A 17,208-nucleotide genomic window follows, 5' to 3' on the forward strand; every position below is an offset into this window, starting at 1 on the left:
GCGCCACCTCAACGGCCGCGGTGACCACACAGGAAGAAGGCACGCACCGATGCTCTCCGAAAAGTCCCGCCCCATTATTGAGGCAACGCTGCCCATTATTGCTGAGCGCATTAACGACATCACCCCCGACTTCTACCGTCGAATGTTCGCCGCTCGCCCCGACCTGATGGACGGCATGTTCTCCCGCTCCTCCCAGCTCGAAGGCACCCAGCCCAAGGCGCTGGCAGGCTCCATCGCCGTGTTCGCCTCCTACATCGTCCAGAACCCGAACTCCTACCCCGACGAGGTCCTCTCCCGCGTTGCACACAAGCACGCATCCCTGGGCCTGAAGGAAGAAGAGTACCCCACCGTCTACAAGTACCTCTTCGAGGCAATCGCCGCTAACCTGGGCGACCTGGCTACCCCCGAAATCGTTGAGGCATGGACCGAGGTCTACTGGCTCATGGGCAACGCCCTCATCAAGCTGGAGAAGGGCCTGTACGCTTCCCAGGCAAACGACGTCATGTTCGCACCCTTCAAGCTCGTTGAGCGCAAGGAGACCGGCGAGAACGTCGTCGTGCTGACCTTCGAGCCCGCCGACGAGACCCCCATGACCGAGTCCAAGGGCGGCCAGTACATCTCCATCATCGTTCCCGCACGCGACGGTCTGCGCCAGGCACGCCAGTACACCCTGCTGCCCAGCGAAAAGAACCAGCGCCGCATCGGTGTGAAGCTCGACCCCAACGGCGAGATGACCTCCATCCTGCACGAGCTGGAAGTCGGCGCAGTCGTCGAGATCTCCAACCCCTACGGTGACCTGACCCTGGAAGGCTTCGGCGACCCCGAGGCACCCCTGTACCTCTTCTCCGCAGGTATCGGCACCACCCCCATGCTCAGCTTCCTCTCCGAGCTGGTTGAGAAGGGCTCTGAGCGCCCCGTAACCGTGGTCCACGCAGACCGCCGCCTGGACACCTGGCCCCTGCGCGAAGAGCTCACCGAGCTCGTCGGCAAGCTGCCCAACGCACGCCTCGTATCCTTCATCGAGGGCGAGGGCGGCGACTTCACCGGCCGCGTCGATGTCTCCAAGCTGGACGTTCCCGCCAACGCTAACGTCTACCTCTGCGGCCCGCTGCCCTTCATGCAGGGCGTACGCTCCGCACTGGTTGAGGCAGGCGTCCCCGGCAAGAACATCAACTACGAAATCTTCGGCCCCGACCAGTGGATGCTCCACGACCAGGCACGCGAGGCGTAAAAACCCCGTAAGCCGGCTCGTCCGCTAGGCTTCTTAAACCCGGCTAGGTTCTTCCTCTTAGACAGAAGAACCTGGCCGGGTTTTTAGAACTCAAAATAAAAATCCCGCCCCACAGACGAATCTGCGGGGCGGGATCTTTAGCAGCTAGCTAGTGCTTAGCCCTGGCGAACCAGAGCCAGAACCTCGTCACGGACGCGCTCCATAGTCGCAACATCCGGTGCCTCAAGGTTCAGACGCAGGAAAGGCTCAGTGTTCGAAGGACGCAGGTTCACCCACCAGCCCTCTTCAGTGTTGGTGAAGGTGGTACCGTCGGAGTCCTCAACAACCACGGGAGCGTCAGCGTAGTGTGCACGCACGCGGTCCACAGCGGCAGCCTTGTCTTCGATCTCGGAGTTGATCTCACCGGAAGCAACGTACGGGGAGTACTTCGCGCTGATCTCGGAGAGGGGCTGGTCGCCGCCGCCCAGAGCAGCCAGCACGTGCATTGCAGCGAGCATGCCGGTGTCTGCGTTGAAGAAGTCCTTGAAGTAGTAGTGAGCGGAGTGCTCGCCACCGAAAACGCCGTTCTCCTCAGCCATAACAGCCTTGATGAAGGAGTGGCCCACGCGGGTCTTCACTGCGCGGCCGCCCAGCTTCTCAACCAGCTCAGGAACAGCCTTCGAGGTGATCAGGTTGTAGATGATGACGGGCTCTTCGTTGCCCTCAGCCTTCGCACGAGCAATCTCGCGCTCAGCAACCAGAGCGGTCACAGCCGAAGGAGTGACGGGCTCACCCTTCTCGTCGATGACGAAGCAGCGGTCAGCGTCGCCGTCGAATGCCAGACCAATGTCAGCACCGTGCTCAACAACAGCCTTCTGCAGGTCAACCAGGTTAGCAGGCTCCAGCGGGTTAGCCGGGTGGTTCGGGAAGGTACCGTCCAGCTCGAAGTACAGGGGAACGATTTCCAGGGGCAGGCCCGGCAGGATGGTGTCGCCCAGAACAGCGGGAGTGGTCATACCACCCATGCCGTTACCAGCGTCAACAACAACCTTCAGGGGGCGGATGGAAGACAGGTCAACCAGCTTGCGCAGGTACTCTGCGTAAGGCTTGAGGATGTCCTTCTCAGAAACGGTGCCGACCTTCTCCACAGAAGGAATCTCGCCTGCATCCAGGTACTTCTGAGCCAGGTCGCGAATATCGAACAGACCGGACTCGGAAGACAGAGGAACAGCGCCAGCCTTAGCCATCTTCATGCCGTTGTACTCTGCGGGGTTGTGGCTAGCGGTGAAGGTAACACCGGCAGCGTTCTCAACGCCACATGCGAAGTACAGAACGTCAGTGGAGATCAGGCCGATCTTCTCAATATTTGCACCGCGAGCGGTTGCACCCTGGGCGAATGCATCCATGAATTCGGGGGAGGAGGGGCGCATGTCGCCACCGACCAGAATGGTCTGGCCCTCCAGGCCCAGAACGTCTACGAAAGCCGCACCAGTAGCGCGAACAGTCTCTGCGGTAATGGTCTCGCCGACGATGCCACGCACGTCGTACGCTTTGAATGAGTCATGTAGATTAATAGTAGTCACGCCTTTTATTTTAGCGGTAAAGAAGTGCAACTAGCCTCTATAATGGGCAGGTAAAACCTTATAAATTCCGCTGAATGTATGGGTTTTTTATCACTTCACTTACTTCAAACAACTCACGTCGAGAGGTATTTTCCCCCATGGGTGAGATTTTTTCCCTAAAAAACCAGATTCAGAATTATGCGTGGGGTTCCCGCGAAATTCTCGGACGCATGCGTGGCGTGCCCGTCCCCACCGAACAGCCCGAGGCTGAGGTGTGGGTTGGCGCGCATCCGGCTGCGCCCTCCCGTGCCACCGTTGACGGCACCGAATCCCCGCTTAACGAGCTGATTCAGGCTGAGCCCTCCCGCTTCCTGCGCCCGGACCGTACCTCCGACTGGTTCCCCTTCCTCTTCAAGATCCTTGCGATTGATGCGCCGCTGTCCATTCAGGTGCACCCCACCCCCGAGCAGGCTATCGCCGGCTTCGAGGATGAGCAGGCACGCGGTATCGCGATTGACGCGCCGCACCGCAACTACAAGGACCGCTACTCCAAGCCCGAAACCGTCATCGCCCTAACCCAGATGCGCGTGCTGACCGGTGTGCGCACCTCCGAGCAGCTGACAGAACTGGCGAAGGCGTTCAAGGCTGACTGGCTGGCAGAGCGCGTGGAGCTTACCCCCAAGCAGCTGCTGACCGAGATTATTCACATGCCCGAAGAGACCGCCGCAGCCGCTGTTGAGCAGCTCGTCGAGGCGGCAGCACAGCTGACCGACTCCGAGAACGCGCTCATCGCTGATGCCGCTGAGCTCGTACAGATTGTTGCCGGCAAGTACCCCGGCGACCGCGGCCTGCTGGTCGCCTTCGTCATGAACCTGGTACACCTGGCACCCGGCGAATCCGCATTCACCCCCGACGGCCAGGTGCACGCCTACGTCTCGGGTACCGCCATTGAGCTGATGAACCCCTCCGATAACGTGATGCGCGCGGGCCTGACCGCAAAGCACATCGACACCGAGGAGCTCATCAAGGTTCTCGGCGAAAGCCAGGACGCACCCGTGATTCAGCGCCCCACCCCCGATAACGCACCCGTCGGCACCTACGCCATGTGGGATGAGCGCATGAGCGTGACCCGCATCCGCGTTGAAGAGGGCAAGCCGCAGGAGTACACCTTCGAGGGTATTAGCGCCGCACTGAGCGTATCCGGCGAAATCACCATTCACGCAGCAGACGGCAACGGCACCGAAGAGTTCGTGCTGGGTGCCACCGAGTCGGTACTGCACGTGGGTGAGCCCTCCGTGGCAACCCTGAGCGGCAGCGGCGAACTGTACATCGCTTCTTACGTCTAAAAACTTCTACGTATTAAAGGAGCGCCGAAAAAGGTGCTCCAGTACTGAAGAATTAAATACGGAAATTAATAAAGATCCACGTTCTTCTCCGCATTTTAAAAGGTGGGGGAGGCGTGGATTTTTTATGCCCCGTCAGCGTGAGTAATGGCGGCTTTTTGTGTTCCCCCTACAGAATGTGTTCTGAGTAACCTATAATTGGTCTTATAAATATGCGTATACCTGTGCCTTTATGCGCGCATTCCTTGAGTACGCAACCCCAAACCGCTAGGAGAACACCGTGAAGATCATCCTCACCGTCACAGGCATTGACCACGAAGGTATCATCGCCGCCGTGACCGCAACCCTCGCAGAACGCAAGGTCAACGTCCTCGACGTCTCCCAGACCATCATGGGCGAATACTTCACCATGATCATGCACTGCTCCTTCGACGAAGAGCAGCAGAACCTCATCGACCTGCAGGAAGCCATGACCGGTGTCGAGCACGAACAGAAGGTCCAGATTCGCATTCAGGCAGAATCCATCTTCAAGGCAATGCACACCATCTAAGGCACCACTATGCTCAACACCAACATTCTAGAAACCATCCGAATGATCGAGGAGCAGAAGCTCGACATTCGCACCGTCACCATGGGCATCTCCCTGCTCGACTGCGCCGACTCCGACGGCGAAGTAGCCCGCCGCAAGATTTACGACAAGATCACCAGCCGCGCGGCAAACCTCGTCAGCGTTTGCGAAGGTATCGAAGCTGAACTCGGCATCCCGATTGTCAACAAGCGCATCGCCGTCACCCCCATCGCACTGGTGGCAGGCGCCTCCAAAGATGAGGACTACGTAGAATTCGCCCGCACCCTCGACGCTGCCGCCAAGGCAGTCGGCGTGAACTTCGTCGGTGGCTTCAGTGCCCTCGTCGATAAGGGCATGACCCCCGCCGACGAGAAGCTGATTCGCTCCATCCCGCGAGCGCTCGCAGAGACCGACGTGGTCTGCTCCTCCGTAGACATTGGCTCCTCCCGCGCTGGCATCAACATGAGCGCCGTCAAGCTCATGGGCGAGACTATTCGCGCCACCGCAGACCTGACCGCGGACGCGCACGGCTTCGGCTGCGCCAAGCTCGTCGTCTTCGCAAACGCCGTCAGCGACAACCCCTTCATGGCGGGTGCATTCCACGGCGTGCAGGAGGCAGACACCACCATCTCCGTGGGCGTCTCCGGCCCCGGCGTGGTGCACCGCGCCCTGCAGAAGGTCCGCGGCGAATCCTTCGACACCTGCGCAGAAGAAATCAAGAAGGCAGCCTTCAAGATTACCCGCGTCGGCCAGCTGGTCGGTACCCTCGCCGCTGAACGCCTTGGCGTGCAGTTCAACATTATCGACCTCTCCCTGGCACCCACCGCAGAGATTGGCGACTCGGTCGCACACATCCTCGAGGAAATGGGTCTGGAAACCGTCGGTACCCACGGTACCGTCGCAGCCCTCGCACTGCTCAACGATGCGGTGAAGAAGGGCGGCCTCATGGCGTGCTCGAACGTCGGTGGCCTCTCCGGCTCCTTCATCCCGATCTCTGAGGATATCGGCATGATTGAATCCGCCGCAGCCGGACACATCAGCCTCGACAAGCTCGAAGCAATGACCGCCATCTGCTCCGTCGGCCTGGACATGGTCGCGGTTCCCGGTGACACCCCCGCCGCCACCCTCGCCGCAATGATTGCCGACGAGGCAGCCATCGGCGTGATGAACCACAAGACCACCGCGGTCCGCGTGATTCCGGCCGTCGGCCTGGGCGTAGGCGACATGGTCGAATTCGGTGGCCTGCTCGGTCGAGCACCCGTCATGCCCACCCATACCCCGAGCGCGGATGCGTTCATCGCCCGCTGCGGTCGTATTCCGTCGCCGGTTCACGGTTTCCGCAACTAAGCTCGATTCCGCAACTAAACTCTAGGGGCACTGAGAACCAATAGAAAAAGGGGAGGCATCGAAGAATATTTCTTCGGTGCCTCCCCATTTTGTGCTGTCTTGAAGAGCCAAAGACTCTTGTCTGAGCGTTTCTAATACACGAAGCGGCTCATCAATGCTTCAAGCGCCAGACGCGCATTTGCGTTCGTCCGCAGGCGACGCAGAGTCAGCTCAATCGCCTGCACATCCTCCAGTAGCTGCAGGGCGGAACGGCGGGTGCAGAACGCTTCTAGGGGCTCACGCAAATGCTCATTGACCAGCGGAGCCTTCGCCGACAGAGCCACCGTCAACGCATCACGCAGTACCGTCTGAACCTGCGCCACGGAACGCAACAGCGTATCGGAGGAAACGCGCTTAGCGCGGCGCTTCTGCTGCTCCTCCAGACGGCGAACCTGCGCTCGCAAAGATGGCGAAACCCGCTCGCCCTCACGAATACCCAACAGAGTCAGCAGCTCCTGGCGTTCCTGCTCATCCTTGAGAGCGGAGACGGCCTGTGAGTCCTGGTCGGCAAGGTCAGTGAGCTTCTCAGCTGCATTGAAAGCCGAAGAAATAGAACGAACATTCAGAATCAGGGAGGTAATCAGCTCCCGACGAGCCATCGCCTGCTCATCGGTTGCCAGACGGTACCCCTCCTGCGCATCACCCAGAGCCAGACGGGCCGCACGCTGCGCCAACGGATCAGCCACGCCGTGCGCCAGCAAATACTCGTGCACCTGAGCATCCGTCGGAACTGGCAGCTGAACCGGACGGCAACGCGAACGAATCGTCACCAGCACGTCAGTGGGGGAGGGCGCCGTCAGCAGCCAAATCGTGTGCGGCGGCGGCTCCTCAATTGCCTTCAACAACACATTGGAGGTACGCTCCGGCATGCGTTCGGTGTCCTCGACCAGAATCACGCGCCAACGACCCACGGTTGGGCGGTCCTGAGCCTTCATGACCAGCTCGCGTGCCTCATCAATGCTGATCTGCATCGCCTCGGTACTAAAGTGCGTAAAATCCGCGTGCGAACCGTTCATCACGGTCACACAACCCTTGCACTGGCCGCACCCGCGGTTCTGCGGGTCGGGTTGCTCGCACAGCAGAGCGGCGGCGAAAACCTTTGCCGCCTCACGGTGAGGCGCGCCGGTCGCCCCGGTAAACAGCCACGCGTGCGTGGGGCGGTCAGCTGCGGCGTCTGCGCGTAGCTGCTGGAGCTTATCGGCGGGAATCAGCAAGGTATCCCAGAGACTCATGCGTCCTCCTGCGGGGTGCGGACCAGGTCGCGGGCGGCAAGCAGAGGTTCAATCACCTCAAGCACACGTTCGTGTACCTCATCAATTGTGCCCACGCCGTCAATGATGCGGTGCGAACCGTTAGCGTCCTCACTGGCAATCTGCTCGAAGGCACCGTGAATACGCGCCTTGAACGCCGCACCTTCAGCCTCAATGCGGTCGACGGTGCCGCGCTGGTCCATGCGTTCCTGCTCGGCACTCAGCGGCACGCTCAACAGTAGGGTTGCGTCGGGAACCAGGTCAGCGGTGGCCCAGCGGCTCAAATCGACAATGGTCTCAACGCCCAGGTCACGGCCTACGCCCTGGTAGGCGGCGGAGGAATCAATATAGCGATCGCTCAGCACGATGGCACCCTCAGCGAGCGCGGGGCGAATCAGCTGGGAGGCGTGTGCCGCGCGGGACGCCGCAAAAATCAGTGCCTCGGTGCGGTCGTCAATGGTGCCCTGACCTGCCTCAAGGACGAGCGCTCGCAGCTTTTCGCCAATCTCGGTGCCGCCGGGTTCGCGGGTGGTGATGACACGGTATCCGCGGTCGCGTAGTGCCTCATTCAGTAGGGTGAGCTGGGTGGTTTTGCCGGCGCCGTCGCCTCCTTCGACCACGATAAAAAGCCCGCGGCGACCGGTCGGGTCGGCGGGAAGATTCTGGGCATCGGGGGTGTAGCTGAGAGTATCCATCACTTCTTAAGGGTACCGGGTCTGCCCAAATCCTCAGTGTGGCTTCGGCGACGGGTCCGAACTGCGTTGAGTGCGCTTACAGGTAAAAAACATGTAAATCCTGTGTACCGTCACCGGCGTGGGCGTGCGTTCTGGGCGTGGGTGTGCCAGGCTTAAAGACATGAGTGCAGATAACCACGACATGAATTACTCCGCCGAGACCTTCGTCGTCTCCGGCGGCCGCCCGGCACACGAGCATGACGCGCCGGTGAACCCCCCGATTGTTCTTTCTTCCACCTACCGCGGTGTGGACGCCGTCAATATTGAGCAGGACCGCGTGTACGCCCGCTTCTCGAACCCCACCTGGGAGGGTATGGAAGAGGTTGTGGCGAAGCTGGAGAACGCATCCCAGCCGGGTCTGCTGTTCCCCTCCGGCATGGCTGCTGTCGCCGCCGTGATTGACCTGGTTCCGGTTGGTTCCATTGTGCTGATTCCGAAGCACGCGTACATGGCGTCGGTGACCCTGTGCAAGGATTTGGAACGCCGCGGCATTATCGAGCTCATTCGCGTGGACATTGAAGATACCGAGAGCGTTATCGCCGCAATGGAGGATGCCGCATCCCGCGCCGGCGTGACCCCCGAGAACGTGAACTACTCGGCACCGAAGGTCCTGGCGTGGCTGGAGAGCCCCACCAACCCGATGCTTGAGGTCGCTGACCTGCCCGCCCTGCTGTCTACCGCTCGCCGCCTGGGCATTGTGACCGCGGTGGACAACACCTTCGCGACCCCGATTCTGCAGCGTCCCCTGGATTTGGGTGCTGACGTCGTGGTTCACTCCGCAACGAAGTTCCTTGCAGGCCACTCGGATGTGCTGTTGGGTATGACCCTCACCTCGAATGAGGAACTGTACAAGGCGATGCTGCACCACCGCATCACCAACGGCGCAATCCCCGGTCCGGTGGAGGCGTGGCTTGGTCTGCGCGGTCTGCGCACCCTGGCGTTGCGTGTGGAGCGTGCGGTGCAGAACGCGCAGGTGCTGGCTGAGCGCCTGAGTGAGCACCCCTTCGTGACCGAGGTGCGCTACCCGGGTCTGGAGAGCGACCGTGGCCATGAGGTTGCGAAGAAGCAGATGGATGGTTTCGGCGCGATTCTGTGCGTCACCCTGGATACCGACGCGGCTGGTGCCCGTAACGTTGTGGAGGCGCTGAAGGTGTGGACCCCTGCAACTTCCCTGGGTGGTGTGGAGTCCCTGGTGGAGCGTCGCCGCCGCCACGGTAACGAGCCGGATTCGATTCCGGAGTCGTTGCTGCGCCTGTCGGTGGGTATTGAGAACGTTGATGACCTTTACAATGACTTGGTTGAGGCCTTTAAGGTTGTCCGCTAGGCACTTTGCTAGGGTTGTCTAGAGAAGCTGCTGATTCTAAGGAATACTATGTCTCCTATTCTGTTGGTCTGGTATGTGACCACTTTTGTTGATACGCTGCTGGCTATTGCAGCTGCCGTGGTTGGTGTGCTGGCTTTTGTGCGTGCGTGGATGTCTCCGGCTAATGCTTACGATTTTGCCGGTAAGCGCCCGAAGAACACCTGGCTGGCTTTGACCGGTGGTGCTGCCGCGGTGTCGCTGTTTAGTGTTTTTGCTGCGGTGACTGGTGGCGGTAATACTGTGCTGATTCTTCAGCTGGTTGCTGCTGTGATTAGCTGCGTGTTCCTGGCTGGTGTGTGGCCTTCGGTTGGTCGCCGCCGTTTCTAGTGCAGCTTGTGTACTCGCTTTGAGCGATAGAGTGTGAGGCCTCGCGTGCCCTCTGGCGGGTTTGTCCCGGTCGGATGGTGTGCGGGGCTTTGCCCTTTTCTGGCCGGGTTTTTGAGCCTTTCGTTCTGGTAGAAAAGACCCTTATAAATTTTTGGGAGAATGCATATTTTCTAGGCCTTGAGGCATGACAAACCGGCGGGTAAATGAAAAAATAGAGGTATGACTTACAAACTAGTACTCCTGCGCCACGGCCAGTCCGAGTGGAACGAGAAGAACCTGTTCACCGGCTGGGTGGACGTTAACCTGACCGATAAGGGCCGCGCTGAGGCTAAGCGCGGCGGCGAGCTGCTGGCAGAGCGCAACATCCTCCCCGATGTTGTTCACACCTCCCTGCAGCGTCGCGCAATCAACACCGCAAACCTTGCACTGGATGCAGCAGACCGTCTGTGGATTCCCGTCAAGCGCACCTGGCGCCTGAACGAGCGTCACTACGGTGCTCTGCAGGGTAAGAACAAGTCCGAGATCCGCGAGGAATACGGCGACGAGAAGTTCATGACTTGGCGTCGTTCCTACGACGTTCCGCCGCCCCCGCTGGATGACAACGACCCCTACTCGCAGGCACACGACCCCCGCTACGCGGATGTTGAGAACGCTCCTCGCACCGAGTGCCTGAAGGACGTTCTGGGCCGTATGCTTCCCTACTGGGAGTCAGACATCAAGCCCGACCTCGCAGCAGGCAAGACCGTTCTGGTTGCTGCACACGGTAACTCCCTGCGTTCGCTGGTCAAGCACCTCGAGGGCATTTCCGATGAGGACATTGCTGGCCTGAACATCCCCACCGGTATTCCGCTGTACTACGAGCTGGATGAGAACTTCCAGCCCGTCAAGCCCGGCGAGTACCTGGACCCCGAGGCTGCTAAGGACGCTATTGCTGCCGTAGCAAACCAGGGTAAGTAATACCTCCGGCAGGGTTTCACCCCTGTCATTGTGATGAGCCGTCCACCGTTGAGGTGGGCGGCTCATTGCGTTCTCGGCAGGGTTTCTGTACGGGGAGCCTGCCTGAGAAGAGGGGCGTTCGCCCAAGTGCTGGGTATCGGCCACATTTATACTTATGGGGTACCCGAATGGAAGGGAAGTACATGGATGCCGGTCTGATCGCCTTTATTGCGGGCATGATAGGTCTGCTGGTGGGCGTCCTGAGCATGAACGCGGTGGCGCGTAGTGAGCGGGAGCAGGAGCGTAGTTTGGTGTCGGCGCCGGCGCTGCGTGATGGTGCCGCTCAGGTGCTTGCTGTGATTGGTCGCGCTTACCTGGTGATTGATGAGGTGGGCGGCGTTGTTCAGGCTTCTCCGGGTGCGTATGCGATGGGTTTGGTGCGTGGTCATACTGTGGCGTCTGATGAGTTGGCGGATATGATTCGCACGGTGCGTCATCGCGGTATTTTTGCGGAGCGTACTTTTGAGATTGACCGCGGTGAGGGTGAGGCGCTGGTCTTGGATGTGCGTGTTGCTTCGCTGGGAGATGAGTACATTCTGGTGCTCGCGGATGACCGCACTGAAATTTCTCGTGTGCAGCGTATGCGTAATGATTTTGTGGCGAATGTGTCGCATGAGTTGAAGACTCCGGTGGGTGCGGTGAGTCTGTTGGCTGAGGCTATTGAGCAGGCGAGTGACGACCCGGAGGCGATTGAGTATTTTGTGGGTCGTCTTCATAAGGAGACGCGCCGCCTGTCTGCGCTGGTGCGTGACATTATTGAGCTTTCGCGTCTGCAGTCGACCGATGTGATTGCGCGTGGTGGTCCGGTGTCGGTGCCTTCTTTGGTGGCTGATGCGGTGGATCGTTCGCATATTGTGGCGGAGGAGAAGGATATTCAGATTTCTACCCGCATCGAGGAGGTCCCCGAGGTGTACGGAGACGCCGAGCTGCTCGGTATTGCTGTGCAGAACCTGGTGGAGAACGCGGTGCGTTATTCGCCGGAGCATACAAAGGTGGATATTTGGGTGCACCGTGTGGCGGATCAGCTGCTGGTTGAGGTTGCTGATCAGGGCGTGGGTATTCCGGAGGACGAGCAGAAGCGTATTTTTGAGCGTTTTTACCGGGTTGATCCGGCTCGTTCGCGTCAGACGGGCGGCACTGGTTTGGGCTTGAGCATTGTGAAGCATGTGATGACTCAGCACGGTGGTAGCGTGACGGTTCGGTCGATGCCGCAGGAAGGCTCGACGTTTACGTTGGCGTTGCCGCTGAATGAGCTTCCGGTCGCAGTGTAGTGTTAGCGGTATAGGTTTTATGGAATCGAAGGAAGTTATTGATGTCTAAAATTCTGATTGTTGAGGACGAAGAGGCCCTCTCGGATCCCCTTGCGTTTTTGCTGGGTCGTGAGGGTTTCCAGACGATTGTTGTGGACAACGGTCTGGATGCTTTGCCGGTGTTCGACCGCGAGGGCGCGGATTTGGTGCTACTGGATGTGATGCTTCCGGGCATGTCCGGTATGGAGGTGTGCCGTAAGCTGCGTGAGGTGTCTTCGGTCCCGATTATCATGCTGACCGCTAAGGATTCTGAGCTGGATAAGGTGCTGGGTCTGGAGCTGGGCGCTGATGACTATGTGACGAAGCCGTATTCTGCGCGTGAACTGATTGCTCGTATCCGCGCGGTGTTGCGTCGTCGTTCGGCGGAGACTGATTCTGCTACTGAGTCGGTGCTGCAGGGCGGCCCGGTGCGTATGGACATTGACCGCCATGTGGTGACGGTTAATGGTGAAGAGATTTCTATGCCGCTGAAGGAGTTTGAGCTCCTGGAGATTCTGCTGCGCAATGTGGGTCGTGTGATGACTCGTGGCCAGCTGATTGAGCGCGTGTGGGGGGCCGACTATGTGGGTGATACGAAGACCCTGGATGTGCATATTAAGCGTCTGCGTTCGAAGATTGAGCCGGATTCTTCTGCCCCGCAGTATGTGGTGACGGTTCGCGGCTTGGGTTATAAGTTTGAGGCGTAGACGGGCTTGAGACTGATGAGTTCTGCTTCTGCGGCGAATACTGCTGTGATTGTTTTGGCGGCTGGTTCGGGTACTCGCCTGGGTGAGCCGATTCCGAAGGCTGCTGTGCGTGTGCATGGTCGTACTTTGCTGGATTATGCGTTGGAGGGTGCGCTCGCTTCGGGTGTTGCTGAGCATGTGGTGGTGACTGTTCCTGCTGATTGTTCGGCGAGTTGCCCGGAGCTTTTGGAGGATGCCCGCCGTGCCGGTGCGTTGATTACTACCGGTGGTGATACGCGTACTGCTTCGGTGGTTGCGGCGTTGGATGCTTTGAAGGATGCGCAGGTTCCGGTGGATTATGTGCTGATTCATGATTGCGCTCGTGCGTTTACTCCGCCGCAGGTGTATCACCGTGTGATTGAGGGTTTGGGTTCTGAGAGCCCGCAGGGTGTTGTGCGTGCGGTGATTCCTGTGTTGCCGGTGGTGGATACGGTGAAGACTGTGGATTCTGCTGGTTTGGTGACGGGTACTCCTTCGCGTGCGCAGATGCGTGCGGTGCAGACTCCTCAGGGTTTTGAGGTGGCTGCTCTGTTGGCGGCGCATGAGCGTAGCCGTTCCCTGCCGCCTGAGGAAGCGGAGCTACTGACTGATGATGCGATGGCTATGGAGGCGGCGGGCGAGCCGGTGCTGACGGTTGCCGGTGATGCGGATGCGTTTAAGGTGACGACTCCGATGGATTTGCGGGTTGCTCGCGCGCTGTTTGGTGATTCTGCTTCCTAATCCTGCCGCCTAACGCCTCCTATACCTGCCTCTGTAGTGGGGCGGGCGTTGCTGCTGAAAAGATTTTGTTCGATTGAAGGGTCCTGTGATGACTGTTATTCCTCGTGTTGGTACCGGTGTTGATGTCCATGCTTTTGGTGAGGAGGGCACTCCTCTGTATATTGCTGGCCTGCATTGGCCGGGTGAGCGTGGTTTGAGCGGCCATTCTGATGGTGATGTGGTGGCTCATGCTGCTGCTGATGCTCTGTTCGCTGCCTCGGGCACGGGGGATTTGGGCTCTAATTTCGGTGTGGACCGCCCGGATATGAAGGGCGCTTCGGGTGTTCGTATTCTTTCTGAGGCTGCGGCGATTGTGCGTGCGGCTGGTTTTGAGATTGGTAATGTGAGTGTTCAGCTGGTGGGTAATCGCCCGAAGTTCTCTCCGCGCCGTGAGGAGGCGAACCGCGTGCTGAGCGAGGCGGCGGGTGCTCCGGTGACGGTGATTGCGACGACTACTGATGGTTTGGGTTTGACGGGCCGCGGTGAGGGCGTGGCTGCTATTGCGACGGCGCTGGTGTATCCGCGTTCGTAGGTGTTTGGTTGCTTTGAGCCATTCTGTAACCTATCGCTGATTTACCGACCCGGTGTCTGAACCGACCCCGTAGAATGAGAGTGTGACTATGCGTTTTTATGATTCTGCTTCCGCGACTATTCGCGAGTTTGAGCCCGTCGTGCCCGGTGAGGCGCGTATCTACTATTGCGGTGCTACGGTGCAGGGTGAACCGCACCTGGGCCATATCCGTTCGGCACTGGTGTTCGACCAGCTGAGCCGCTGGATGCGTTACCGTGGCTTGAAGGTGACGACGGTCCGCAATGTCACTGATATTGATGACAAGATTTTGGCGAAGTCTGCTGATTCTATGCAGCCCGGTTTTGAGGGTGAGTTCCCGAATGAGCAGTGGTGGGCGCTCGCGTACCGTTTTGAGAAGGTTTTTGCTCAGGCGTATGCGGCGTTGGGTATTAATCCGCCGACGTATGAGCCGCGCGCGACCGGTCATATTCCGGAGATGTTTGCTTTGATTCAGCGTCTGATTGATCGCGGTCACGCGTACCCGGCGCTGGATGATTCTGGTGACGTGTATTTTGATGTGCGTTCGTGGGATAAGTACGGTGCGCTGACGAATCAGAGCGTTGAGGATATGCAGGATTCTGCGGATGCTGATCCGCGCGGTAAGCGTGACCCTCGCGATTTTGCCCTGTGGAAGGGGTATAAGGAGGGCGAGCCGCTGACTGCTTCGTGGGAGTCTCCGTGGGGTCGCGGCCGTCCGGGCTGGCACTTGGAGTGCTCGGCGATGGCTGGTAAGTACTTGGGTTCGCGTTTCGATATTCACGGTGGCGGTTTGGACCTGCGTTTCCCACACCATGAGAATGAGCTGGCGCAGTCGACTGCTGCCGGCGATGATTTCGCGAATTTCTGGATGCATAACGGCATGGTCACCTATGAGGGTGAGAAGATGTCGAAGTCTATCGGCAATACGATTTCGCCGGCGCAGATGCTTGAGATGGCTCGTCCGCTGGTGGTTCGCTACTACTTGGGTAGCGCGCATTACCGTTCGGTGCTGGATTACCGTCCCTCGTCTCTGCAGGAGGCAGCAACCGCTATTGAGCGTGTTGAGGCGTTCCTCGCCGCTACTCAGGATTTGCTGAAGCCGGGTCGTGAGGTTCCGGAGGCTTTTGCTGAGGCGATGGATGATGACGTGAACATTCCGCGTGCCCTGGCTGTTCTGCATGAGCAGACTCGTGCGGGTAATGCTGCGCTTGCCGCTGGTGAGGATGCTTCGGAGGCGGCTAATGCCGTGATGGCTATGGCTGAGGTTCTGGGTCTGGCGCAGCTGATGAGCTTTAATGCTGAGGGCACGTCGGGTGCTGAGCATGAGGCTTTGGATGCGCTGATTCAGGCTGTGTTGGCGGAGCGTGCGGATGCTCGTGCTCAGAAGGACTGGGCGAAGGCTGATGCGATGCGCGACTTGTTGGCGTCTGCTGGTGTGCAGGTGAAGGACGGCGCGAATGGTTCGACTTGGAGTGTCGGCTAGAGGGTGATGTGCCCCGCGTTTGTGCGCAAGGCTTAGGTCGCGCGGGTTCTCTCGCGTAGACTCGTATTCAAAACTTTGACGAAGGAAGAGAAGAATGGCTAAGGCAGGTTCGCGCCCGGGCGCTACCAGCAAGAAGAAGGGTGCTACTAAGGGCACCGGTGGTCACGGTCGTAAGGCGCTTGAGGGTAAGGGCCCTACTCCGAAGGCTGAGGACCGCGTTTATCACAAGGCGTATAAGATGAAGCGTGCGGCTGAGCGTCGTGCTGCTACCGGTACGAACCGTAAGTTCCAGACTCGTCTGGGCGGTAAGCGCGCTAGCGATGAGCTGGTGACTGGTCGTAACGCGGTGTTGGAGGCTCTGCGTACTGAGATTCCTTCGAAGCACTTGTACATCATGAGCCGCGTTGAGGTGGATGACCGCGTTCGCGAGATCATGACTATTGCGAATAAGCGCAATATTCCGATGCTGGAGATTCCGCGTAGCGAGCTGGATCGTTTGACTGATGGTTCTGTGCATCAGGGTGTTGCGATGCAGATTCCGCCGTACAAGTACCCGGACGCGACTGACCTGGTGCTGGATACTATGGAGCGTTGGCACTCGGGTAAGCTGTCGACTCCGCCGCTGTTTGTTGCTTTGGACGGTATTACTGATCCGCGTAACTTGGGCGCAATTATTCGTAGCGTGTCCGCGTTTAGCGGTGATGGCGTGATTATTCCTGAGCGTCGTTCGGCTGCTGTGACTGCTGGTGCGTGGAAGACTAGTGCTGGTGCGGCTGCTCGTATTCCTGTTGCGATGGCGACTAATCTGACTCGCGTGATTCAGCAGGCTAAGGAGCAGGGTATTTTCGTGATTGGTCTGGATGGCGGTGGCGATATTGAGTTGCCGGCTCTGGAGCTTGCGAATGAGCCGCTGTGCGTGGTGGTTGGTTCTGAGGGTAAGGGCCTGTCCCGCCTGGTGACTGAGAACTGCGATCAGATTGTGTCGATTCCGATTGATTCTGCGATGGAGTCTTTGAACGCGGCGATGGCTGTGGGCATTACTCTGTACGATGTTTCTCGTCGTCGCGCTTCCGCGAACTAGAGTTTTGAAGCTTGCGAGCTACAGCCTGTACTCTGTAGCTTGTACAAGGAGGGCGCCCCCGTGAGGGGGTGCCCTCCTTTTCTCTTTTCTATCTCTTCTCCCTTTCCTCTATCCGGTTCTTCTATACGGGGGGGGGAAGTTTTAGGGGATTTTAGGGCTCTTTTGAAGGTTTTTAAACTTTTTTCAAAGAACTTTTGGGAGGCTTATCCTGCGTTGACTAGGGGTTTTGGTATCTGTGAGGGTGTTTGAGACCCTTTCAAGGCCCTTTTTGTGTGCTACTTCACCCGTTTTCGGGTTGCAGGGGTGTTTGGGGGTCTGTATAGTTGTATGAGTCGCCGCGGCGAGGAGGAAAAAACGAAGAACTTCTTCGGTGTTTCTCCTAGTCAGAAGCGGTTTGACTGGCTTTCAATTGTATAGTGTTTTGGTTTCTTGCTTAGAAGATTCTCAGGTCATCTGAATGGTGATGTTGGAGGAGTTTAGGAAAGAAACATTGTGGTGTGAATCACGGAAAACGGATTTGCATGGCAAACGAAACGCTGGTATAGTTGATTGAGTTGCCGC

At 58.7% G+C, this 17,208-nt stretch carries 16 protein-coding genes; 13 read left to right on the forward strand and 3 right to left on the reverse strand.

Translation table 11 applies throughout. From position 1 onward, the window contains the following. Positions 1 to 49 precede the first annotated feature (49 nt). Positions 50 to 1,231, forward strand: coding sequence for an FAD-binding oxidoreductase (locus HMPREF2842_RS00540; RefSeq protein ID WP_070641833.1), 1,182 nt, complete (start codon positions 50 to 52; stop codon positions 1,229 to 1,231). Between the two features lie 155 nt (positions 1,232 to 1,386). Here HMPREF2842_RS00540 and HMPREF2842_RS00545 read toward each other — a convergent pair whose 3' ends face one another. After that, positions 1,387 to 2,793 (reverse strand): phosphomannomutase/phosphoglucomutase, encoded by a 1,407-nt coding sequence (locus tag HMPREF2842_RS00545; RefSeq protein ID WP_070641834.1) that lies wholly within the window; start codon positions 2,791 to 2,793, stop codon positions 1,387 to 1,389. Between the two features lie 137 nt (positions 2,794 to 2,930). On the opposite strand from HMPREF2842_RS00545, the gene manA reads away from it, so the two are divergent. The 3 genes from manA (at position 2,931) to HMPREF2842_RS00560 (ending at position 6,030) form a co-directional block, all read left to right on the forward strand. Then, positions 2,931 to 4,118, forward strand: a complete 1,188-nt coding sequence (manA, locus tag HMPREF2842_RS00550; protein WP_070641835.1) for a mannose-6-phosphate isomerase, class I — start codon at positions 2,931 to 2,933, stop codon at positions 4,116 to 4,118. 277 nt (positions 4,119 to 4,395) lie between these two features. Continuing rightward, entirely contained in the window at positions 4,396 to 4,665 is a 270-nt protein-coding gene (locus HMPREF2842_RS00555; RefSeq protein WP_070641837.1) for an ACT domain-containing protein, read from the forward strand. A gap of 9 nt (positions 4,666 to 4,674) precedes the next feature. Beyond that, positions 4,675 to 6,030 (forward strand): PFL family protein, encoded by a 1,356-nt coding sequence (locus HMPREF2842_RS00560; protein ID WP_070641839.1) that lies wholly within the window; start codon positions 4,675 to 4,677, stop codon positions 6,028 to 6,030. A gap of 131 nt (positions 6,031 to 6,161) precedes the next feature. Here the strand turns inward: HMPREF2842_RS00560 and HMPREF2842_RS00565 are convergent, their stop codons facing one another. Both HMPREF2842_RS00565 and tmk read right to left on the reverse strand, forming a co-directional pair. Continuing rightward, complete coding sequence (locus HMPREF2842_RS00565) at positions 6,162 to 7,301, reverse strand: DNA polymerase III subunit delta' (protein WP_070605025.1); 1,140 nt, start codon at positions 7,299 to 7,301, stop codon at positions 6,162 to 6,164. Then, positions 7,298 to 8,014 carry a dTMP kinase gene (gene tmk, locus HMPREF2842_RS00570; RefSeq protein WP_083309191.1) on the reverse strand — a complete coding sequence of 239 codons (717 nt, stop codon included), beginning with the start codon at positions 8,012 to 8,014 and terminating at the stop codon, positions 7,298 to 7,300. The genes HMPREF2842_RS00565 and tmk overlap by 4 nt, the downstream gene beginning before the upstream one ends. 160 nt (positions 8,015 to 8,174) lie before the next feature. Here tmk and HMPREF2842_RS00575 point away from each other — a divergent pair, with 160 nt between their 5' ends. The 9 genes from HMPREF2842_RS00575 to rlmB all read left to right on the forward strand — a co-directional run bounded on the left by HMPREF2842_RS00575 (position 8,175) and on the right by rlmB (position 16,647). After that, the gene (locus HMPREF2842_RS00575) at positions 8,175 to 9,377 is read left to right on the forward strand and encodes a trans-sulfuration enzyme family protein (RefSeq protein WP_070641841.1); all 1,203 of its coding nucleotides are present in this window, start codon (positions 8,175 to 8,177) and stop codon (positions 9,375 to 9,377) included. A gap of 48 nt (positions 9,378 to 9,425) precedes the next feature. Further along, a complete protein-coding gene (locus tag HMPREF2842_RS00580) occupies positions 9,426 to 9,743 on the forward strand; it encodes a DUF2516 family protein (RefSeq protein WP_049353395.1) in 318 nt (105 codons plus the stop codon). Between the two features lie 219 nt (positions 9,744 to 9,962). After that, positions 9,963 to 10,700, forward strand: coding sequence for a phosphoglyceromutase (locus HMPREF2842_RS00585; protein WP_005507152.1), 738 nt, complete (start codon positions 9,963 to 9,965; stop codon positions 10,698 to 10,700). Between the two features lie 167 nt (positions 10,701 to 10,867). Beyond that, a complete protein-coding gene (locus HMPREF2842_RS00590; RefSeq protein WP_246823123.1) occupies positions 10,868 to 12,010 on the forward strand; it encodes a sensor histidine kinase in 1,143 nt (380 codons plus the stop codon). A 41-nt stretch (positions 12,011 to 12,051) separates the two neighbouring features. Further along, positions 12,052 to 12,735 (forward strand): response regulator transcription factor, encoded by a 684-nt coding sequence (locus tag HMPREF2842_RS00595; protein WP_005507150.1) that lies wholly within the window; start codon positions 12,052 to 12,054, stop codon positions 12,733 to 12,735. A 15-nt stretch (positions 12,736 to 12,750) separates the two neighbouring features. Beyond that, complete coding sequence (gene ispD, locus HMPREF2842_RS00600) at positions 12,751 to 13,494, forward strand: 2-C-methyl-D-erythritol 4-phosphate cytidylyltransferase (RefSeq protein ID WP_070641844.1); 744 nt, start codon at positions 12,751 to 12,753, stop codon at positions 13,492 to 13,494. An 88-nt stretch (positions 13,495 to 13,582) separates the two neighbouring features. Continuing rightward, positions 13,583 to 14,065, forward strand: coding sequence for a 2-C-methyl-D-erythritol 2,4-cyclodiphosphate synthase (gene ispF / locus HMPREF2842_RS00605; RefSeq protein ID WP_049354501.1), 483 nt, complete (start codon positions 13,583 to 13,585; stop codon positions 14,063 to 14,065). Positions 14,066 to 14,147: 82 nt separating this feature from the next. Next, positions 14,148 to 15,566: a cysteine--tRNA ligase gene (gene cysS / locus HMPREF2842_RS00610; RefSeq protein WP_070641845.1), complete on the forward strand. Its 1,419-nt coding sequence runs from the start codon at positions 14,148 to 14,150 to the stop codon at positions 15,564 to 15,566. Positions 15,567 to 15,660: 94 nt separating this feature from the next. Further along, positions 15,661 to 16,647, forward strand: coding sequence for a 23S rRNA (guanosine(2251)-2'-O)-methyltransferase RlmB (gene rlmB / locus HMPREF2842_RS00615; RefSeq protein ID WP_005507146.1), 987 nt, complete (start codon positions 15,661 to 15,663; stop codon positions 16,645 to 16,647). The last annotated feature ends 561 nt before the right edge of the window (positions 16,648 to 17,208 follow it).

Origin of the sequence: Rothia sp. HMSC069C10 (assembly GCF_001812205.1) — a bacterium.
GTDB classification, from domain to species: Bacteria; Actinomycetota; Actinomycetes; order Actinomycetales; family Micrococcaceae; genus Rothia; species Rothia mucilaginosa.